The organism is Candidatus Aegiribacteria sp. (assembly GCA_021108435.1).
In the GTDB taxonomy this organism is placed as follows: Bacteria; Fermentibacterota; Fermentibacteria; order Fermentibacterales; family JCC-6; genus Aegiribacteria.
Genome location: JAIOQY010000023.1, coordinates 1 through 17,356, shown reverse-complemented (window position 1 = coordinate 17,356; position 17,356 = coordinate 1). Strand labels below are relative to the sequence as shown.

Here is a 17,356-nt window from a genome sequence, read left to right as displayed (position 1 = left end):
TCGATAGCCCGCCCAATGTTTATTTCTGATGTACTAAAACTCTGTTTTTCTTTCACAGAACGGATGGATATATCACCCTGATTCCGCTTTTTGTCAAGGTCAGGGCTCTCTTGTTGTTACCCAGGCATCCGTGAATCCCATATCCACCAGAACACGCGAATAATCAATAGCATCCTCTCGTGCAGGGAAAGCACCAACCCTGACTTTCCAGTATCTTCCCGAATGGTCCACAAATACGGGAAGTGTAATATCTGCGGAAATTGATTCAGCAAGTCGCTCAGCAGTTTCCTGACTTGCGGCAGCTGAGACCTGCACAGTAAAATGCGTACCGGACAGGATTTCAAATTCTCGCTCATCGTACGTTTCCTGTGGAACAGACACTCCTATAACACCTGGAAAATCCGTGAAAGGATCTCCTGTGTATCCGGGAGGATCAGAATATGGATTAATATCTTCAGTTTCCTCAATCTCATCCGTTTCAGCAGAGATCGTTGTACTACCGCAGCCAAGCATGGTCAGCAGAATCAGAAAAATGAATAATTCAGCTGTTCTTATCATCTTCAGCCTCCTCTGTATCAATGAAGATATTCAGCATTGGAAGCATCAGCTCATGATGCCCTGTCAGTACTATAGGCGTTCCTCCCAGAGCTTTTACCGGTCTGAATACAACATTGTTAACCGGTCTGTACTGGCTGATCATATCAAAACTGGCCGCTGTGAAATTACTGATGCTGTACCCCAGGTTGATTGCAGATGTAAGAAGCTTCAGAAATACTTCAGGCATTATCACCGCGGAACCCGCATTGATAACTACACCATCTGAAAGAGATGTGATTCTCTCTCCGAGAAGATCAAAATCCCTTTCTGCCGCAGCACCGAGTTTCTGCCAGCTGAGTAATGAATATGGATGCACGATGTCTCCTCCAAGAGCAGGATGCACCGTAACTGGAATTCCGGCTCTGCATGCAGTGGCCAGAGGACTCACTGCTACATCACCGCCAAACCTGAGGATTTCTCTTCCAAGAGCTTCTCCCAGTCCAATTGATTGTTTATCCGCAAGTTCAAGCGCGGAAGAATATATCTCAGCAGTTTCCTTCCACATGCCGAAACTGCCATCGGATATTCCCGCTTCAACATCTTCTGAAGTCTTTCCGAAGAGAGCCATTTCGATATCGTGAATAGTACCAGCTCCATTTGTAGCAAGACAGTTGATTCGGCCTTCCTGCAGCCATTCTACCAGCAGTGGACCCAGACCGCATTTAATTACGTGCCCGCCGTACATGAATATCCTTGCAGCCCCGGCCTCTCTTGCCTTCAGTATCGCAGAAGCAAGCGTCTTCATTTCGCGAACCGCCAGAACATCTGGAAGTGCTTTTATGAAATCCCCCACCCGCATCTGACTACCGGTCAATTCGCCGATAAGGAGTTCCGTGTTTACTTTACTTGTTCTTTCCTTCAAGGATTTCATCCTGAGTTTTTTTCTATTGAATTCAGCGCTCAACTGTACTTCACCTCCAGCAGTGTAAGTCCCTTAGCGGGAAGAGATTCTCCGGCTCTGTTTCGATCTTCGCTTTCAAGAAGTTCAGCAATAAGCTCAGGAGAGTCTGAACCGGAACCAATTCGAACAAGAGTTCCAGCCCAGATTCTGACCACGCCTCTTAGAAACCTGTTAGCCTTTATAAGAAAAGTCCACCCTGACTGGTCTTCTGTAACCTGCGCATCGATAACTTTCACCATCCAGTTCGAATTAGAGCTGCCTTCCTTTGCCATGGCTTTCCAGCTGTTCTCTCCTATCGACAGCGTTGCCGCCTTCCTCATAACATGAATATCAAGTGTATTGCATCCTCTAAGAATATAGCTGTATCTTGATGTCAGTGGATGTTTCTCTTTCGAGATTCGATATCTGTAAAGTCTTGAAACAGCATCGAACCTGGCGTGGAACGAGCCTTCAACTCTTGAAAGAGAAGTTACAGCCACATCTGCAGCAAGCATTGAGGGTAATCCATTTTCTATTCTATCAAGCTCACCTGCTCTGATATCCGCATGAGCAATCTGACCGAGCGCATGTACTCCGGCATCCGTTCTTCCTGACCCAGTGATTCTGATCTTTCTTTCACAAAGATTTTCAAGAACAGATTCAATCTCACCCTGTACGCTTCTTGCGCCTGGTTGTAATTGCCATCCGTGGAATTTTGTACCATCATACTCGATTTTCATCATGATTCTGAATATAGCCATGCCTACAGTATCCCTGAGATGCCGGCGAGAAACAGTGACCAGGCACAGCAGGCCGTTATAACCGGAACTGGATGCGGTTCCTCAACTGAGACATTCTCAATCGGTTCAATTTCATATACGGATGACAGGGCAATCGTAAAGGATTCGCTGATACTGATTCCTTTTTTTCTGCTCATCCTGAAAACATCTCTGACCTTATGGGAAAAAGGCCCCGCAAGTGAAATCACCATTGAAAGAGTCTCCAGCAATCCACCCAATTTCATACGATGGGATGCTGAATGAAGCATCCTTGAGGCTCTCGAAGAGCCCAGTGAACCTGACATGAATACGCCTGTTGCAACCGCGATTGTCCATCTAAGCGACCTCTCAGCCAGCAAAGGGTTATCGGAGAGCAATCCCCATATCATCGATAAAGCCGGAGCAGTAATGAAAAACAGTAATTTTATTCTGCCCTTACCGGTTTTTCCGGTAAGACATAGAACAGGGAAAATCAGATATACCGGAAGAATCTCTATATTCACCATGAATGCTGATGCAGGACCTGCAATAAGACCCGCAAAAAGCAGGAGTGAATACGCTGAATCAGTCATCCATGTCCCTCTCAAGTCTTCTCATTACCAGCCTGAATTCCAATGGAGGAGCCTCATTGAACTCCAGCTCAGCACCTGTTACCGGATGAATAAAACCCAGTGTTTCAGCGTGAAGCATCTGGTGACCGGCAAGCCGCAGAACATCATCCACCAGATCTCTATTGCGAGCTGTTGAGGCTATTCCTTTCGGATTGCTTCCACCATACTTCGAATCTGCAATTAAAGGACATCCCTTTTCAGAAGACATATGAACTCTTATCTGGTGCGTTCTTCCGGTTTCAAGTCTGCATTCGACCATACTTGAGAATCTGAATTTTCGAAGAATCCTGTAATTGGTTACCGCTCTCTTTCCGGCTTGGACAACTCCCATTCTCTGTCGATTATTCAGGTCACGACCGACAGGCGCATCGATTCTGCCTTCATCAGGTTCTGGAATATGCCAGGCAAGAGCTATGTAACGTCGCTTGACTGTCCTTGAAGAGAGCTGGAGTGACAGCCCTCTGTGTGTGATGTTATCCTTGGCAACCATCATCAAACCGGTTGTATCCTTATCCAGCCTGTGCACGATACCCGGACGCAACTCCCCGGAAATACCCGAGAGATTATCGCAATGCGAAAGCAGCGCATTAACAAGAGTACCGCTCCTGCAGGTGCCTGATGGATGAATCACAAGTCCGGTCTGTTTGTTGATTACCAGAAGATGTTCATCTTCAAAGACTATATCAAGATCAATCGACTCCGGAGACAGATCTATTGGCACCGGGTCAGGAACCTCAAGAACGATCACCTGCCCTGTTTTTACACTGAAAGAAGGTTTTGTAACAGGGGAATCATCAATAGAAACATGCCCGTTGGAGATCAGAGTATTGATATAGCTTCTGCTCTGATCAATATCATCCTGAATGACCAGATACGAATCGAGTCTTAGTCCGTGCTCTCCATGCTCGACTTCGCTGCGAAAATATTCCAAGGCCGATTATCTGATTCGTTTGATCAGGTGCAGCCCGAATCGTGTCTCCACGATTCCGGACATCTCTCCCGGTTCAAGAACAAAAGCAGCATTTTCAAATTCCTCTATCATCGCTCCCCGGGCAAATTCGGGAAGCATTCCGCTATCCTGCGCAGTGGTGCATTCCGAATACTGATATGCCATATCCTCAAAAGTCACATCTCCTGCGAGTATATCAGCCTGAATCCGTTCAGCCAGCACCTGTGCCCCTTCCCGTGTACGAAGAACTCCGCTCGTACTTGTACTATCCCAGCTTAGCAGGATATGCCTTGCGCATATGAAGTCAGGCTGATGGATATCTGATTCTATCCCGGACAGGGAATCAGTTAGAACGATATCTTCTGAATCAGCGATAATCTCTTCACGATATTCTTCTGAAGAACCGCATGAAATCATCAACATGCAAAAACCTGAAACAGCCATAATCAGTGCAATAATTCTTTTCATGAATCAACCTCCGGTAAGTTATAAGTCAGCGTAAATATGATAAGGAGTCGTCGCTTCGTCCCGTCGATAAATAATGCCTGTTGACATTGGAATATTTGGTCATATCCATACAATGTATATAACATGGTGTATTCACTGTGAATCATTCAGGTTCCAGAAAGGAGTCAATGCATGGAGAAACAGAAATACTTCTCAGATCGGGCATTGAGTATGAAGAGATCGGTTATCAGAGAGCTTCTGAAATTGACTGCCAAACCAGGCATAATTTCATTTGCCGGAGGACTTCCAGCCCCTGTGACCTTCCCTGTAGACCATGTCAGAAGCGCTATCGACAAGGTCATTGAAGAGGAAGCTCACACTGCATTGCAATATGGTCCTACTGAAGGTGACAAAAGACTTCGCGAGGATCTGACAGAAATCATGAAAAGGGAAGGCATCAATACAACTCCGGATCACATACTGGTTACTACAGCTTCCCAGCAGGGACTTGATCTGGTTGCCAAAATTTTCCTTAATCCCGGCGATACCTGTATCACCGGTTCTCCAACGTATCTTGGAGGCTTACAGGCATTCAAGAGTTATCAGGGTGTTCCGGTCGGAGTAGAACTTGATGAGCATGGTATGATCCCTGAGCTCCTCGAAGAAACTCTTGCCAGGCTTGAAGCTGAAGGGCGCAGGCCAAGGTTCATATATATAATTCCGGATTTTCAGAATCCTGCAGGTGTTACAATCCCTGAAGACAGAAGAAGAAGGATCATCGAAATTGCGAAGAAGGGTGAATACCTGATAGTGGAAGATACACCCTACAGGCAGCTCAGATACAGCGGAGAACATCAGGCTACATTCCAGTCCATTGCTCCGGACATGGTTCTCTCTCTTTACACGTTCTCCAAGCTGCTTCTTCCGGGATTCCGTCTTGGATGGGCCTGCGGCCCTCACTGGGTCGTAGATAAAATGGTTATGGCCAAACAGGCTGTTGATCTATGTACCCCCCCCTTCAATCAGGCTATTACCCATGCAATGCTTCAGGCAGGTGTTCTCGAGACAGGATTGAAGAATACGATAAAGGTGTATGACAGACGCCGGAAGCTGATGCTTGATTGTCTCGAAAAGGAATTCTCGGACATGCCTGATGTCAGCTGGACAAAACCCGAGGGTGGATTGTTCCTCTGGCTCACTCTTCCGGATGGAAAGAACGCGGACGATCTCTTCCAGAAGGCTGTTGACGAGCAAATAGCATACGTTCCAGGCAGCGCTTTCTTCCCTGATAATGATAATTATCAGAGCATGCGGCTCAATTTCAGCTTTGCGAATGAAGAACAGATCGTGGAAGGTGTTAGACGTCTTGCACAGGTGGTAAGAGAGAACATCTGACAAAAGCAGGTAACATACACTGATATAGCAGGAGGCGGGGATAAACCCCGCCTCCTTTATGCACTAGATAAACTGAACTATTTTAGAAGTCAGCTTTGATCTCGCCCCAGGTTGAATTCTCGAGACTTCCCGGAACCCAGTCAATATCCAGCTTGTACAGCATGTCCTGCTGAGGATAGACCCAGAGATATGTTCCATCCCAGTCTAATCCACCGTTAGTGCTGCCGCCATTTTCAGTGAAGTAACATGACCATAAAGGAGTCAGGTTAACACTGCCATCTGCATTTATATAGTAGATGAAGATATTGTCAGCATCTTCAATATTGGAGCAGACGAAAAGGTAATCGCCATGTACAGCAAGTCCATAAATGCTGTAAGGCATTGCTTCTATTGTCCAGGTTACTTCGGTTTCAGAGCCAGTGTAGGAACCCCAGGCAATCTCGCCTGACTTCGAACAGTAAAGCATATCATGCCCGGCACCCATTCCAAATACATTATCCCAGGCACCAGGACCTTCAATATCCTTAACATAGATCCCATCAGCACTGAAGACACCGACCTTGCTTTCAATCCAATCGCCGATGAGGAACTGGTTACCGCCAGTATATTCACAGTAGGCCATGTCATCGCAGTCAATACCGTTTGTTATTTCCCAACCGTCACCTGTGGGATCGCCGTTTGTCATGTCGAACTCGTAGGTGAATGCAACACCGTAGTCGTCGATCCAGATGCTGTTGGCCACATCATCCTTAACAGCAACGCCAAAACCAACGAGATCAACCTGATAGGATTCAAGAAGTGTATAAGTTCCTTTAACCAAGGCGGATTCACTAGAGCTTGGTCCGTCATTTGTTCTTACATTGGCAGAGACAGCAAAGGCAAGACAAAGCAACAGGAATGCTACTTTCTTCATTTTTTCCTCCTTTTTTTTCGTTAAGTACCCACTAACCAATCTAGATATATTCTACTACAGAAGTTTTGTCAAATTACATTCGGCTGGAATTACTGTTCCTGATGCACCGTAAGATCGTTTCCTGCATGGAATTGCTGTCTTCTACTTCAGTTCAATATTCCCCGCACCTGAAACAGTTTTATTTACTGTTTCCGGGTTACCGTAACAGATTACATTGCCGACACCAGTGATCGTGACCGAAATTTCTTCTGAAGCGTATACTGTACTCTTTGCGGCACCGCTCAATATCAAGTTGATAACCTCACATGGAAAATCCTTCGCGCTCAATATAACAGCACCCGCCAGCTTCATTACCGCTTTAACAGAGTTACCTGACAGACTGATTTCGGAAGCTCCGGAGGCTTTAAGTACAAATTTTTCATTATCAATAAGGGTCACAGCAGCTTTTACCGCGCCGGTTATTTTCAGGAGATCCAGAGTCCTTGCGGATACTCTGACCTCAAGCCCGGTTTTGGGTTTGACCTGTCTTGTTGTTCGAATGGAAAGGACTTCATTCAGTACTTTGATTTCCACGTATTCAAGCAGATTGTCATCACCGATAACAGTAACACTCTCAGCCTGACCGCAGACAATATTGACCCTGAGAGCTCCTGATGCTTTAATTTTGTTGAATGGTGAAATATCTTTTTCCCGGATTCCCTCAACCCCGCTGCCTTTCTTCGATGAACCTGAAGTAATGCCAAAAAGAATTAGAAAAGGAAAGAAGATAATAAGAGCTATCACAATGAATGCGATAATAAGAAGCACAGCAGTCAGTACAATGCCTGCAAGTGGAAGAACAACAAGAAGTATCAGCGCAGTCAATCCAACTGCAAAAACAATCGCGAATACACCTGTCAGAATCTGCAGAAATGGATTCTCAATACTCCTGTTAAATATCGTTACTTTCATCCGGATACCCTGCCTTCCCTCAGTTTGAATCAGGAGTTTTCATCTAACCAAATACGATGAATTATCATAATAGATTTTTTGAAAGGGATGTATTCGGGAACGCGCTAAAGACATTTTTTTTGGGACACCAGAGAGTCAGGCTTTTTGGGGGACACACAGCACGCACCAGAGGCTAGTTTTTGGGGGACACACAGCAGAGCCTGTATGTCCCCGTTGGATTACTCGGTTCTTAGGATCAGGTGATAGCCGAAAGGTGTTTCGATTATTTCTGACATTTCTCCGGGTTCAATGCCGAATGCAGCTTCCTCGAATGCGGGATCCATTACGTTTCTGCTGAAGGGGCCGAGATCACCGCCAACCTGAGAAGACGGGCAGTCGGAATACTCTCCGGCAGCTTCTTCGAATGTAATTTCATTCTCAGATAGATCGTCCCTGATGTTCCCTATCAGTTCAAGAGCTTCTTCCTGGGTTCTGGTGGCACTGCTTCTTATCGCACCTTCATAAGCTATCAGTATATGGCTTGCCTGAACTGTCTCCTCCCTGAGTACGATATGGAATCCGTACGGTGTTTCAAAAACCTGAGAGACCTCGCCGGGTTCAAGAGCGAATGCCACTTCTTCGAATTCCGGAACCATGGCTCCCCTTGGGAATGCTCCAAGTGAACCACCTCGCTGTGAAGACGGACAGGAGGAATTATTTGCAGCAGCATCCCCAAAAGTAATAAGCCCTCCAGAAATGCTGTCAGATATAGTCTCAAGTTCAGCTCTGGCTTCTTCCCTGTCCATGGCGTCTGCAGGTGCATTCTGCGCGCCCTGGAAAGGAATGAGTATGTGGCTTGCATAGATCATTTCAGGCTGTTCTGCTGGTATTTCTTCTACCGTTTCTACTGGTTCTGTCATCTCAGCAGCTGTTTCATCTGAAGTTTCGCCGCACGAAGCGGTCAGCATCATAATTATTATGAACGGGTATAGCAGCATTCCTTTTCTCATAGTATCCTCCGTTAATTTCAGTCGGTAAGCCAGAGTGTTTCTCTGGCGATCATGAGTTCTTCGTTTGTGGGAATGACCAGGATCTTCACTCTGCTTCCGTTCGCGGTGATATCACGCTGCTCACCCTTGAAATCGTTCTTTTCAGGATCCATTCGAGCACCGAGAACCTCAAGATTCATGCAGATTCTCTCACGCATATGGGGACCATTCTCCCCTACTCCAGCAGTAAACACGATAGCATCCAGTGCGCCCATAGTAACCGCGTAAGCTCCGATGTACTTCCTTACGCTGGAAGCAAAGAGTTCAAGTGCAAGTTCTGCTCTTTCATTTCCATTCTCTGCTGCGTCCTCTACATCACGCTGGTCGCTCGATATACCTGATATCCCCAGAACTCCACTCTTCTTATAAACCATATCCTTCAGTTCAGATATGGAAACATCGTGATTCTGAACAAGATCGATTAAAACTGCGGAATCAACATCTCCTGATCTGGTTCCCATCATTACACCGCACGCGGTTCCGTAACCAAGGCTTGTATCCAGGCTTTTGCCATGCTTCACAGCGGTGAGACTGCTGCCATTGCCGAGGTGACAGGTCACGATACAGAGATCTTCAATCGGTCTTCCGATCATCTTCGCGGCTCTATTGGCAACATACTGGTGACTCGGACCGTGAAAACCGAACCTTCTCATACGATTCTCTTCGAATACACTGTATGGAAGAGGATATATGTACGAGACAGGAGGCATAGTCTGATGAAATGCAGTATCAAATACAGCAACATTCGGTATATCCGGAAGAGTTTCCATGGCAGCTCTGATTCCCTGAAGGTTTGGAGGATTATGAAGAGGCGCCATTATACTGCACTCCTCAATACCCCTGACAACCTCATCGTTTATCAGTACAGAGGAGGTGAACCGCTCTCCGCCATGCACTACTCTGTGGCCGATAGCACCGATCTCTTCGAGAGATTTGATTGCACCGTAATCCTCATGTGTAAGGGCATCAAGAACGAATGCAAGACCTGTTCTGTGGTCCGGAACGGGTTCCTCGATGACAATCTTCTTATCATTCGTCTTGTACTTGATTCGCCCCTCAGCAAGCCCTATCCTCTCTATAAGTCCCTCTGCCAGCAGAGATTCCGTTTCCATCTCCAGAAGTTTGAATTTAATGGATGAGCTTCCACTGTTGACTACAAGTATCTTCACGCAGACCTCCACATATTTCTTACATGAATAAGGTTAATGTAATCAGGTACAAAGTAAATAACGCCCTGGGAAATTGTAAGCCGGAAAATAACGATTTCGCAGGTCTAAATCAAGCGCTTTCAACTTCCTCTCTGTTTATCTCCACCTGAAGATACGCAAGCAGGTACATCCAGAGTATTGTGTAGCGGTAACTGGTCATTGGTGAGGCAAATCCCGATGCGAACAGAAGCATGATCAGCGCGCAGAAAATCCCCAGAGCTGTTCCCGCTCTTCTACTGTCAGCTGTTCTGATAAATAGCTTTGCTGCTCTGATAACCGCATTCAGGAATAATGAAAGAAGTACAATCAAACCGGTAATACCCATATCAAGCGCTGTTTGAAAGTAAGAACTGTCTACAGAGAACAGAGTCCTTACACCTCCTAGTTCAGGTTTGAAATAGGTAATCGTCGAGCCGAAACCTCTACCCATCAACATGTACGATCCGCTGATTCTTTCTATTACAGCACCCCAGGAAATCAGTCTTGAAAGGACTGAAACGTCAGTCAGATAATTACCGGATTCATTACCGGTTCGCTGGGCTATATCAGCTGCTGACAGAATCCCCATCGCGGACACAGAAAACACGACAAGAATTACGAAACCGGCCAGTACCGTGAGTGAGACTATCATCCGCCTGCCTAGAGTAACATTATCTCTCTTTCTGAACAGATTGAGAATCCATGCCGAAGCAAGAGCGAGAAGCACTCCACCCCATAGTCCTCTTGTCTGAGAAAGAATAAGAGCTCCACCCATGAAAAACATCGAAGGCAGAATTAGAATAATCGGAGGACGGGTCTTCCATGTTTTCCAGAGTTTACCCGCGAAAAGCAACAGTACCGCTCCAAATGCATTCGGTTGTCTTGTTCCGATTCTGAGACCCGTTTCGTCTCGAAAGTATACTCCCTCACCTGAACCGAAAATTCCTTTGATCACAAAGATAAGCCCGCCAATAGTAGCTGATGTCAGAACCACCCGCCAGGTTAATTCCCTGGATTTATCATCAGATAATACCCACAATAATGGAAAGTAGAGGAAATATGCTCCAAAGGATTTAATCTGAATACCTATGAATTCAGGTGTGTTACCGGCAGAAAACCCTCTGAATACGGCAACTGCAACAAGAAATACGAATATGGAGATAAGGTAGCCCTGTGTCCCGATCTTTATTCCCCTCATGGATCTGTCAGGAAGAGAAATGACCCATAGCCATAGGAGCCAGATAGAAAGAAGATCATCTATCCTGAAGGATATAAATCCAAGGTACAGCTGAGCGGTGCTGAGCTGCGTGATCGTTAAAATGATCTGAAGTCCTACAGTGATTGAGAGAACTCTGATTGGTGACCCCGCAAGGAGAAACAGGATACCGGGAACAACGAGTATCGCAATTCCAATAAGAGACTTGCCGCAAATCATCGAAGTGATCATAACAGAACCAATGATGATCAATCCCAGAACAGTTATTCGGGAAGTCAATTTCTGCGTATCTGCTCCTGACAGTTCCATGGATCCGGGGATATTCAATTCACTATCTCCTGTTTCCGCACCGCATTAACTACCACCTGCGCATCTCTTATCGGAATTATCAATCCTCAATTGATGATCCATTGGTTACAGCTCTTTCGGTATGATCTGAACATGATATCATAAGAAGGGTCATGTCATCATTCGCCGGAACCTGATCACGGTATGTTTCAAGCGTGTCAAGAAGTTTCTCGAGGATAACTGATGATCTGGAGGTTTCATGTTCAGCCACGAAATCGGCAAGTCTTACAACACCAAACTCCTCTTCATCATCCACACTCATACTCTCAGTGATGCCATCTGTATAAAGAAGAAGCCTTTTATTATCAGATAGATGTGTTGTTGCTGTTATATACTCGGCATCTTCCATGATACCAAGAACAAGCCCGCCTTCCGCAAGTTTCTCAACCGTTCCTTCGCCATTGATGAGCAAAGGAGGGTCGTGTCCGGCACAGCAGTAGTTCAGTGTTCCCTTTAAAGGATCCAGAACACCGTAGAAAAACGTTATGAATTTGTCATCAGGAATTCTGTTGCTCATCAATCGGTTCAATCTCTCAACAACACCTCCCGCGTTGGCGCCCATTCCCGGAGCAACCGCATGAAGAGCGGACTGAAGCGCAGCCATGAGAAGAGCAGCGGCAGTACCCTTCCCGGACACGTCAGCTATGGCAATTCCACACAGGCTGCCTGGAAGTTCGATTACATCGTAATAATCACCGCCAACCTGCCGGCTCTGAACGCTGATACCGGCAATATCAAAACCCGGAACCGAGGGAAGAGCTCCTGGAAGGAGTTCCTCCTGGATTGATCTGGCAATTGCCAGTTCTTCATGATATCTCTGTCGTTCGAGTTCTGTTTCCATGAGTCTTGCATTCTCTATTGCTGCAGCAATTTGACGGGCAAATGTCTCAAAAAGACCCGTAGATTCGTTCATGAAACCGAACTGACGGTTTGTGGATGCATATAGGATACCTACAGTGTGCTTCCTGACTTTTAGAGGAGCTGCAAGAAGCGAGCCTGGAGAAGATGATTTTTTTCCGGCAATCCTGGAGAGTGAACTTGACGGATATCTGTTCAGTAAAAGTGAACCTCCAGACTCCTCGAGCTGATTGCGTACTTCTGAATGCCATTCATCCGGAAATATGTATTTTTCTTTCCGGGAATTTGGCGTTTTCCAGCGGCTGAATGTACCGTCATCCAGTTTAACAGCCCAGCATGTATCGGCTCCTGAAAGTCTTCTGCCAAGTGTTGTTGAAGATGATACGATTTTTTCTTCATCAAAAGTTGAATAGATGGATTGTCCCAATCCATCCAGTGTTCTAAGCTGATCAAGCTTTCTGTCAACAAGCCTTGCGGAAGGGAGGAAAAACAGAATCGACAGGGCCGCTAAAGCACTGAAAATCAGCAGGATTGTAAATACACTTCCAACGAGAGTACCCAGAGCAAGTGATGAAAAGGTCAGTCTGCCCGAGAAATACATCTGCAGTACGGACTGCGAAAGCACAAGCACAACGATTGAACCTGAAAGAGCAAGATATTTCCGCCACCTGTTCAGGTAGTGTATCCACTTTGTTCTGAATCCGTTAAGAATGGAAAATATCATGAGAAATACGTAAAATGGACTGATCGACAGGAGAATGTCCGCATTGCCAAATCCAGAAACAGCCCGTTGCACCAGCTGTTCAAGACCGAATGAAACATACAGTATGCGAAGAAGCAATGTTATCAATAGAACGCGGAACCAGAAAAGGGTTCCCTTACGTCTTTCAACAAGAACAAGATATTTCAGACATATCAGCAGCGCGATTGAAGCTGTGACCGCTGCTATTAACGCTATGAGCCGCAGGAAAGCTCCGGATTCATCTACTACTCCCTCGCTTAGAAATATGGAATCCTCACGAGCAACGTTTGATCCGGAGTACAGTGTTCTGATAAGAACCTCAGCGGTAGCAGAAGTTACATTCCCGACAGCTCCAAGAGTTCTGCCAACTGCTCCCGTACCACTGAACAGCCCGGCGTTTCTGATAGCCTCACCACCGTTTATGGCCAGCTTGTTAATAGAGTTCTGTATCTCCGGATTTGAAGAGAAGACAGAACTGTCGGAGAGTTGCGAGTGCTGACCGGCTGTCTTTACCGGAAAGGACTCCTCAGTATCCTGAACATGGACTGAATCCTCATTAAGAGAAGGTGCAACGTATATCGCAAGAGCAAATACGGAAGCAGCAAGTAGAATCGTCAGTGCGAGCACATTGGTTATCTGAAGCCTTGATATGAAGCGCTCAAGAAGGATATAAAGAAGAAGCGCACCAAGACAGGCAGCGGCTTCGGACAGGCTGAGGCTGTCTGGTGATGACCTTAGAAAGAACAGAGGAAGAAACAGAAGCAGAGCCAGAACCACAAGCAGCAGTTTCCCCGGTATTCCTTTAAATCGCATCAATAACATCTCGCATATACGTTTCTTTCTCAGTTTCCCATCATAGAAAGAGTCTCCCGGATATCAGGAATATCGACTTCCACATTCTCTCCGGTATTCATATCCCGAATTGTAACATGTCCCGAATCAACCTCATCCGGACCGATCGCAACAACATATCTGATTGCCTTTCTGTCAGCAATTTTATACTGCTTTGACAGATTCTTGCGGCTTATATCCATCTCTACTGATATATCAGTATCACGCAGGCTCTCGGCAAGATTCATAGCGAATTCTCTCTGTTCATCGGTACAGACAGCAAGAAAAATATCCGCGGGATGTGAGAGAGCCGGGTCATCAGGAATCAGGCCGTATGTCTGAAGAAACAGTTTAAGTGTAAGAATACCCAGACCGAATCCCACTCCGGATACATTCTGACTGCTGAACATTCCTACAAGATTGTCATATCTGCCTCCGCCGCAGATGGATCTTCTGTTCTTACCGCCTTTATCCATAACCTCGAAAACAATGCCGGTATAGTAATCAAGCCCTCTTACAACTCCCGCTTCGAAAGATGCTGAAGCAACTCCGGCTCTATCAAGCATGTTACTGAACTTCAAAAGTTCTGTATAAGCAGGATCTTCAGCCATAAGCTCACTCAGCCATGCTGAATTCAATCCTTCGCATGATGCAAACTTCATAATTATTTCAGCCTTTGAACTGTCTGCAATTTCCTCCTGAAGCCACTTCTGCCACTTTTCGAGCGGCATTTTGTCCTTCTTATCAATAACCGCGAAGGCTTTCTGCATTTCAAGCGGAGTAAAACCGGATTTCATAAGAACTCCTGATGCAAGTTTTCTGCTGGAATACCTTATCGAATACTGCCCTGGAACAGCAGAAAACCCATCCATGATTCTCTGCAGGACAAGGAATATCTCCAGTTCAGCTTCCAGACCATCAACACCAAGAATATCGAGATTGAACTGCAGGAACTCGCGGGCTCTCCCCCGCTGAGTATTCTCATAACGATAGCATAGCGGAAAAGACATCCACTTGACCGGAAAGATAAGTTCTCCAGCAGCAGCCACCATTCTGGCGGTGGAGGGAGTCAGTTCCGGTCTCATAATAAGGTTCCTGCCGCCTTTGTCTGTAAAATTGTAGCTTTGATCCATCGCCAGTTCACGCCCTGATTTGGCGAGGAACAGGTCAAGCGGTTCCAGAATCGGTGCTTCATAGGCCTCGAACCCGTAAGCTGATCCGGCTTTTGCCAGCTGATCGATAATATAATCCTCTACCCTCTTCTCCTCCGGAAACAGCTCACGCATCCCCTTGAGAGGCTTTCTGCTCAGTGCCATTAATATCCTCCGGTTCAGTTCTTTTCTATTACAAGGCTCAAGGTGTACAATAATCGCTGGAAACTCCAATGTCTTATGGTTGTTTCCAGCGGTTACATGGTGTAGTATTTTAGTTGTGTAAGTATAATGAACGGGAGGATGAATATGTTCAATTTGAAGTATGTGCTGTTTTCTGTTTTAATAATCCTGATTCTTGTTACCGGATGTGATGAAAACCCGTTTGATCCAAACAGCTGGAAAACAACCTCAAAGGATGGCTTTGAACTGAAATGGCGTGTCAGCGGCAGCAACCTTGAAGTGCAACTTGAAGGTCCCTCCTCAGGATGGGTAGCAGTCGGATTCGGCGGATCCTACCTCATGCATGACGCAAACATAATTATAGGATATGTGAATGGTTCATCGGTCAATATCCGGGACGATTTCGGTATTGACAGTAATACTCATGAATCCGATTCCAACCTGCAGGGCGGACAGCAGAACGTTTCAGATAAATCAGGAAGTGAAAGCTCAGGAAATACTGAAATCAGCTTCACTATCCCTCTGAATTCAGGCGATCTCTGGGACGTTGCTCTTTATGAAGGCCAAAGTTACAACATAATATTCATATGCGGAGAGGATGGAGCGGACGACTTCACTTCAGACTACAAGGATATCACAAGCACATCAATTACTCTTTAGATTAGTGAAATGATTACCTCTGACTCTTCCGGCTATCGCGAAATTGCCCCTGATGACATACGCGACAACGTTTTTAAACTGATCGCGGAGGACTGGTTCCTTCTCACATCAGGTGATCTCTCAGATGGATACAACACCATGACAGCAAGCTGGGGCTCCCTGGGCCAGTTATGGCATCGAAGGGTAGCCTTTGTTTTCGTCAGACCGCAACGTTACACACGAAAATTCATGGAGGAAAATTCCCTCTTCAGCATCTGCTTCTTTAAAGAGGAATACAGAGAAACACTGAGATACTGCGGGACTCATACCGGTGAGAATGTTGATAAGGCTCAGGAAACCGGGCTGCTTCCATTTGAGCCTTCTCCCGGTGTAACAGCTTTCAAACAGTCAAACCTGATACTGGTTTGCAGAAAAATCTACCACCATGATATTGACCCAGAACGAATCCTCGAAAAGAAGATTGGTTCTCTTTATCCGGAAAAAGGCTATCACCGGATGTATATCGGAGAGATACAGAGAGTACTCAGCAAAGTCTGAACATCATAGAGCTTCTGCCTGATCCCTGCTTATTTTACGCCATGTGGAATCCATATCAGCAGGGATTTCAATCTCGCTGCTGCCCGGTTTACGAAGCAGTGTCAATGCGCCGACCGGACAGGTTGTAACACACAAACCACAACCGATGCACCGATCGCTATTCAGAATAACAGCACCATCTCCCATGGTGAAAGCCTGCATCCGGCATCGATCCATACAGACCCCGCAGGCAACGCAGGTTTCTGGCTCAAGTGTGACAATGAATGAACTGGCTACGATCTCAGCTGGTCTGGGATGACGTTGTATACTTTGCAGAATACCGCAGCAGCAGCTGCAGCAGCAGCATATAGCAGCAACATCTCTGGAATTGGTCGGCTGGAGAACCAGATTGTCCGCGTCAGCTCTGGCCAGAATCTCCAGAACCTCAGCTCTGTCAATATAGCGTCCCATACCGCCGCGAACGTAGAAGTCAGCCCAGTCACCGAACATCAGGCATGCCTCCTCAATTGCATCGCAGCCGTTTCCCTCCATTTTCGCGGAAAGACGGCAGATACAGGGAGCAACGGCATACCGGTCCTGAGACTTGATCAATTCTCTGACCATGTCATAGGGAAACGCTTCGAGATGAGGTTCGATACTCTGATTGATGGGGATGATTCGCATTTGCGGAATGGTCCTGACGGGTCTTCTTCGCTTCTGTGTACTCCAGTAGTCATCAAGATCCCTTATCAGATCTTGACTGAGCTTGTTAACCTGGAATTCATAGATCCCTATTACGAACGGAGCGGCAAGATAGAGAGGAGAACCATCCTCGGGATGGATGGAAAAGATCAGCCCTTTTAAGGCCATCTCCGCAAGTCTCTTCTCCGTTTCGACATAAGGAAGAACAGCTCTGTCAGCGATAATCCGGGCTTCCTCCCGGTTAAGGGTAAGATGTACTGCCAGTTCCGCTTCCTCCGGAGTAAACAGCCTTCGGAGCAGGCGCAGTTCCGCGCCGGTGTGACTTGGAGCAAAACCGCCTGGAAGCTTATCAAGATGATCTGCCAGTTTTCGATAAATATTCTCATGCATAATAATCCCCCCGGATCAGCTT

General features: G+C 46.3%; 17 protein-coding genes. 3 read left to right on the top strand and 14 right to left on the bottom strand.

Annotated elements, in window-relative coordinates:
• Positions 1–99: 99 nt before the first annotated feature.
• The 6 genes from K8R76_01255 to K8R76_01230 are packed head-to-tail and all read right to left on the bottom strand — an operon-like array spanning position 100 to position 4,284.
• Positions 100–558, bottom strand: a complete 459-nt coding sequence (locus tag K8R76_01255; GenBank protein MCD4846800.1) for an SPOR domain-containing protein — start codon at positions 556–558, stop codon at positions 100–102.
• On the bottom strand, positions 542–1,501 hold the full coding sequence (locus tag K8R76_01250) for a hypothetical protein (GenBank protein ID MCD4846799.1): 960 nt from the start codon (positions 1,499–1,501) through the stop codon (positions 542–544). The genes K8R76_01255 and K8R76_01250 overlap by 17 nt, the downstream gene beginning before the upstream one ends.
• Positions 1,498–2,238 carry a tRNA pseudouridine(38-40) synthase TruA gene (truA, locus tag K8R76_01245; protein MCD4846798.1) on the bottom strand — a complete coding sequence of 247 codons (741 nt, stop codon included), beginning with the start codon at positions 2,236–2,238 and terminating at the stop codon, positions 1,498–1,500. The genes K8R76_01250 and truA overlap by 4 nt, the downstream gene beginning before the upstream one ends.
• Positions 2,239–2,240: 2 nt before the next feature.
• The gene (locus tag K8R76_01240) at positions 2,241–2,828 is read right to left on the bottom strand and encodes a hypothetical protein (protein ID MCD4846797.1); all 588 of its coding nucleotides are present in this window, start codon (positions 2,826–2,828) and stop codon (positions 2,241–2,243) included.
• Positions 2,821–3,798 carry an RluA family pseudouridine synthase gene (locus K8R76_01235; GenBank protein ID MCD4846796.1) on the bottom strand — a complete coding sequence of 326 codons (978 nt, stop codon included), beginning with the start codon at positions 3,796–3,798 and terminating at the stop codon, positions 2,821–2,823. The genes K8R76_01240 and K8R76_01235 overlap by 8 nt, the downstream gene beginning before the upstream one ends.
• A gap of 6 nt (positions 3,799–3,804) precedes the next feature.
• Complete coding sequence (locus tag K8R76_01230) at positions 3,805–4,284, bottom strand: peptidyl-prolyl cis-trans isomerase (protein MCD4846795.1); 480 nt, start codon at positions 4,282–4,284, stop codon at positions 3,805–3,807.
• A 171-nt stretch (positions 4,285–4,455) separates the two neighbouring features.
• Between K8R76_01230 and K8R76_01225 the strand changes: the two genes are divergently transcribed.
• Positions 4,456–5,658 (top strand): PLP-dependent aminotransferase family protein, encoded by a 1,203-nt coding sequence (locus K8R76_01225; protein MCD4846794.1) that lies wholly within the window; start codon positions 4,456–4,458, stop codon positions 5,656–5,658.
• Between the two features lie 82 nt (positions 5,659–5,740).
• Here the strand turns inward: K8R76_01225 and K8R76_01220 are convergent, their stop codons facing one another.
• The 7 genes from K8R76_01220 to hisS form a co-directional block, all read right to left on the bottom strand.
• Positions 5,741–6,571, bottom strand: a complete 831-nt coding sequence (locus tag K8R76_01220) for a hypothetical protein (protein ID MCD4846793.1) — start codon at positions 6,569–6,571, stop codon at positions 5,741–5,743.
• Positions 6,572–6,712: 141 nt separating this feature from the next.
• On the bottom strand, positions 6,713–7,522 hold the full coding sequence (locus K8R76_01215) for a DUF2807 domain-containing protein (protein ID MCD4846792.1): 810 nt from the start codon (positions 7,520–7,522) through the stop codon (positions 6,713–6,715).
• A gap of 218 nt (positions 7,523–7,740) precedes the next feature.
• Positions 7,741–8,157 (bottom strand): peptidylprolyl isomerase, encoded by a 417-nt coding sequence (locus K8R76_01210; GenBank protein ID MCD4846791.1) that lies wholly within the window; start codon positions 8,155–8,157, stop codon positions 7,741–7,743.
• Between the two features lie 371 nt (positions 8,158–8,528).
• A complete protein-coding gene (locus K8R76_01205) occupies positions 8,529–9,719 on the bottom strand; it encodes an acetate kinase (GenBank protein ID MCD4846790.1) in 1,191 nt (396 codons plus the stop codon).
• Positions 9,720–9,828: 109 nt separating this feature from the next.
• On the bottom strand, positions 9,829–11,280 hold the full coding sequence (locus K8R76_01200; protein MCD4846789.1) for an O-antigen ligase family protein: 1,452 nt from the start codon (positions 11,278–11,280) through the stop codon (positions 9,829–9,831).
• Positions 11,281–11,341: 61 nt separating this feature from the next.
• Positions 11,342–13,714, bottom strand: a complete 2,373-nt coding sequence (locus tag K8R76_01195) for a SpoIIE family protein phosphatase (protein ID MCD4846788.1) — start codon at positions 13,712–13,714, stop codon at positions 11,342–11,344.
• Between the two features lie 29 nt (positions 13,715–13,743).
• Positions 13,744–15,048, bottom strand: coding sequence for a histidine--tRNA ligase (hisS, locus tag K8R76_01190; protein ID MCD4846787.1), 1,305 nt, complete (start codon positions 15,046–15,048; stop codon positions 13,744–13,746).
• A gap of 144 nt (positions 15,049–15,192) precedes the next feature.
• On the opposite strand from hisS, the gene K8R76_01185 reads away from it, so the two are divergent.
• Positions 15,193–15,726: a hypothetical protein gene (locus K8R76_01185; GenBank protein ID MCD4846786.1), complete on the top strand. Its 534-nt coding sequence runs from the start codon at positions 15,193–15,195 to the stop codon at positions 15,724–15,726.
• A gap of 9 nt (positions 15,727–15,735) precedes the next feature.
• The gene (locus K8R76_01180) at positions 15,736–16,263 is read left to right on the top strand and encodes a flavin reductase (GenBank protein MCD4846785.1); all 528 of its coding nucleotides are present in this window, start codon (positions 15,736–15,738) and stop codon (positions 16,261–16,263) included.
• Between the two features lie 3 nt (positions 16,264–16,266).
• Here K8R76_01180 and K8R76_01175 read toward each other — a convergent pair whose 3' ends face one another.
• The gene (locus K8R76_01175; GenBank protein MCD4846784.1) at positions 16,267–17,334 is read right to left on the bottom strand and encodes a 4Fe-4S binding protein; all 1,068 of its coding nucleotides are present in this window, start codon (positions 17,332–17,334) and stop codon (positions 16,267–16,269) included.
• Positions 17,335–17,356: the final 22 nt, after the last annotated feature.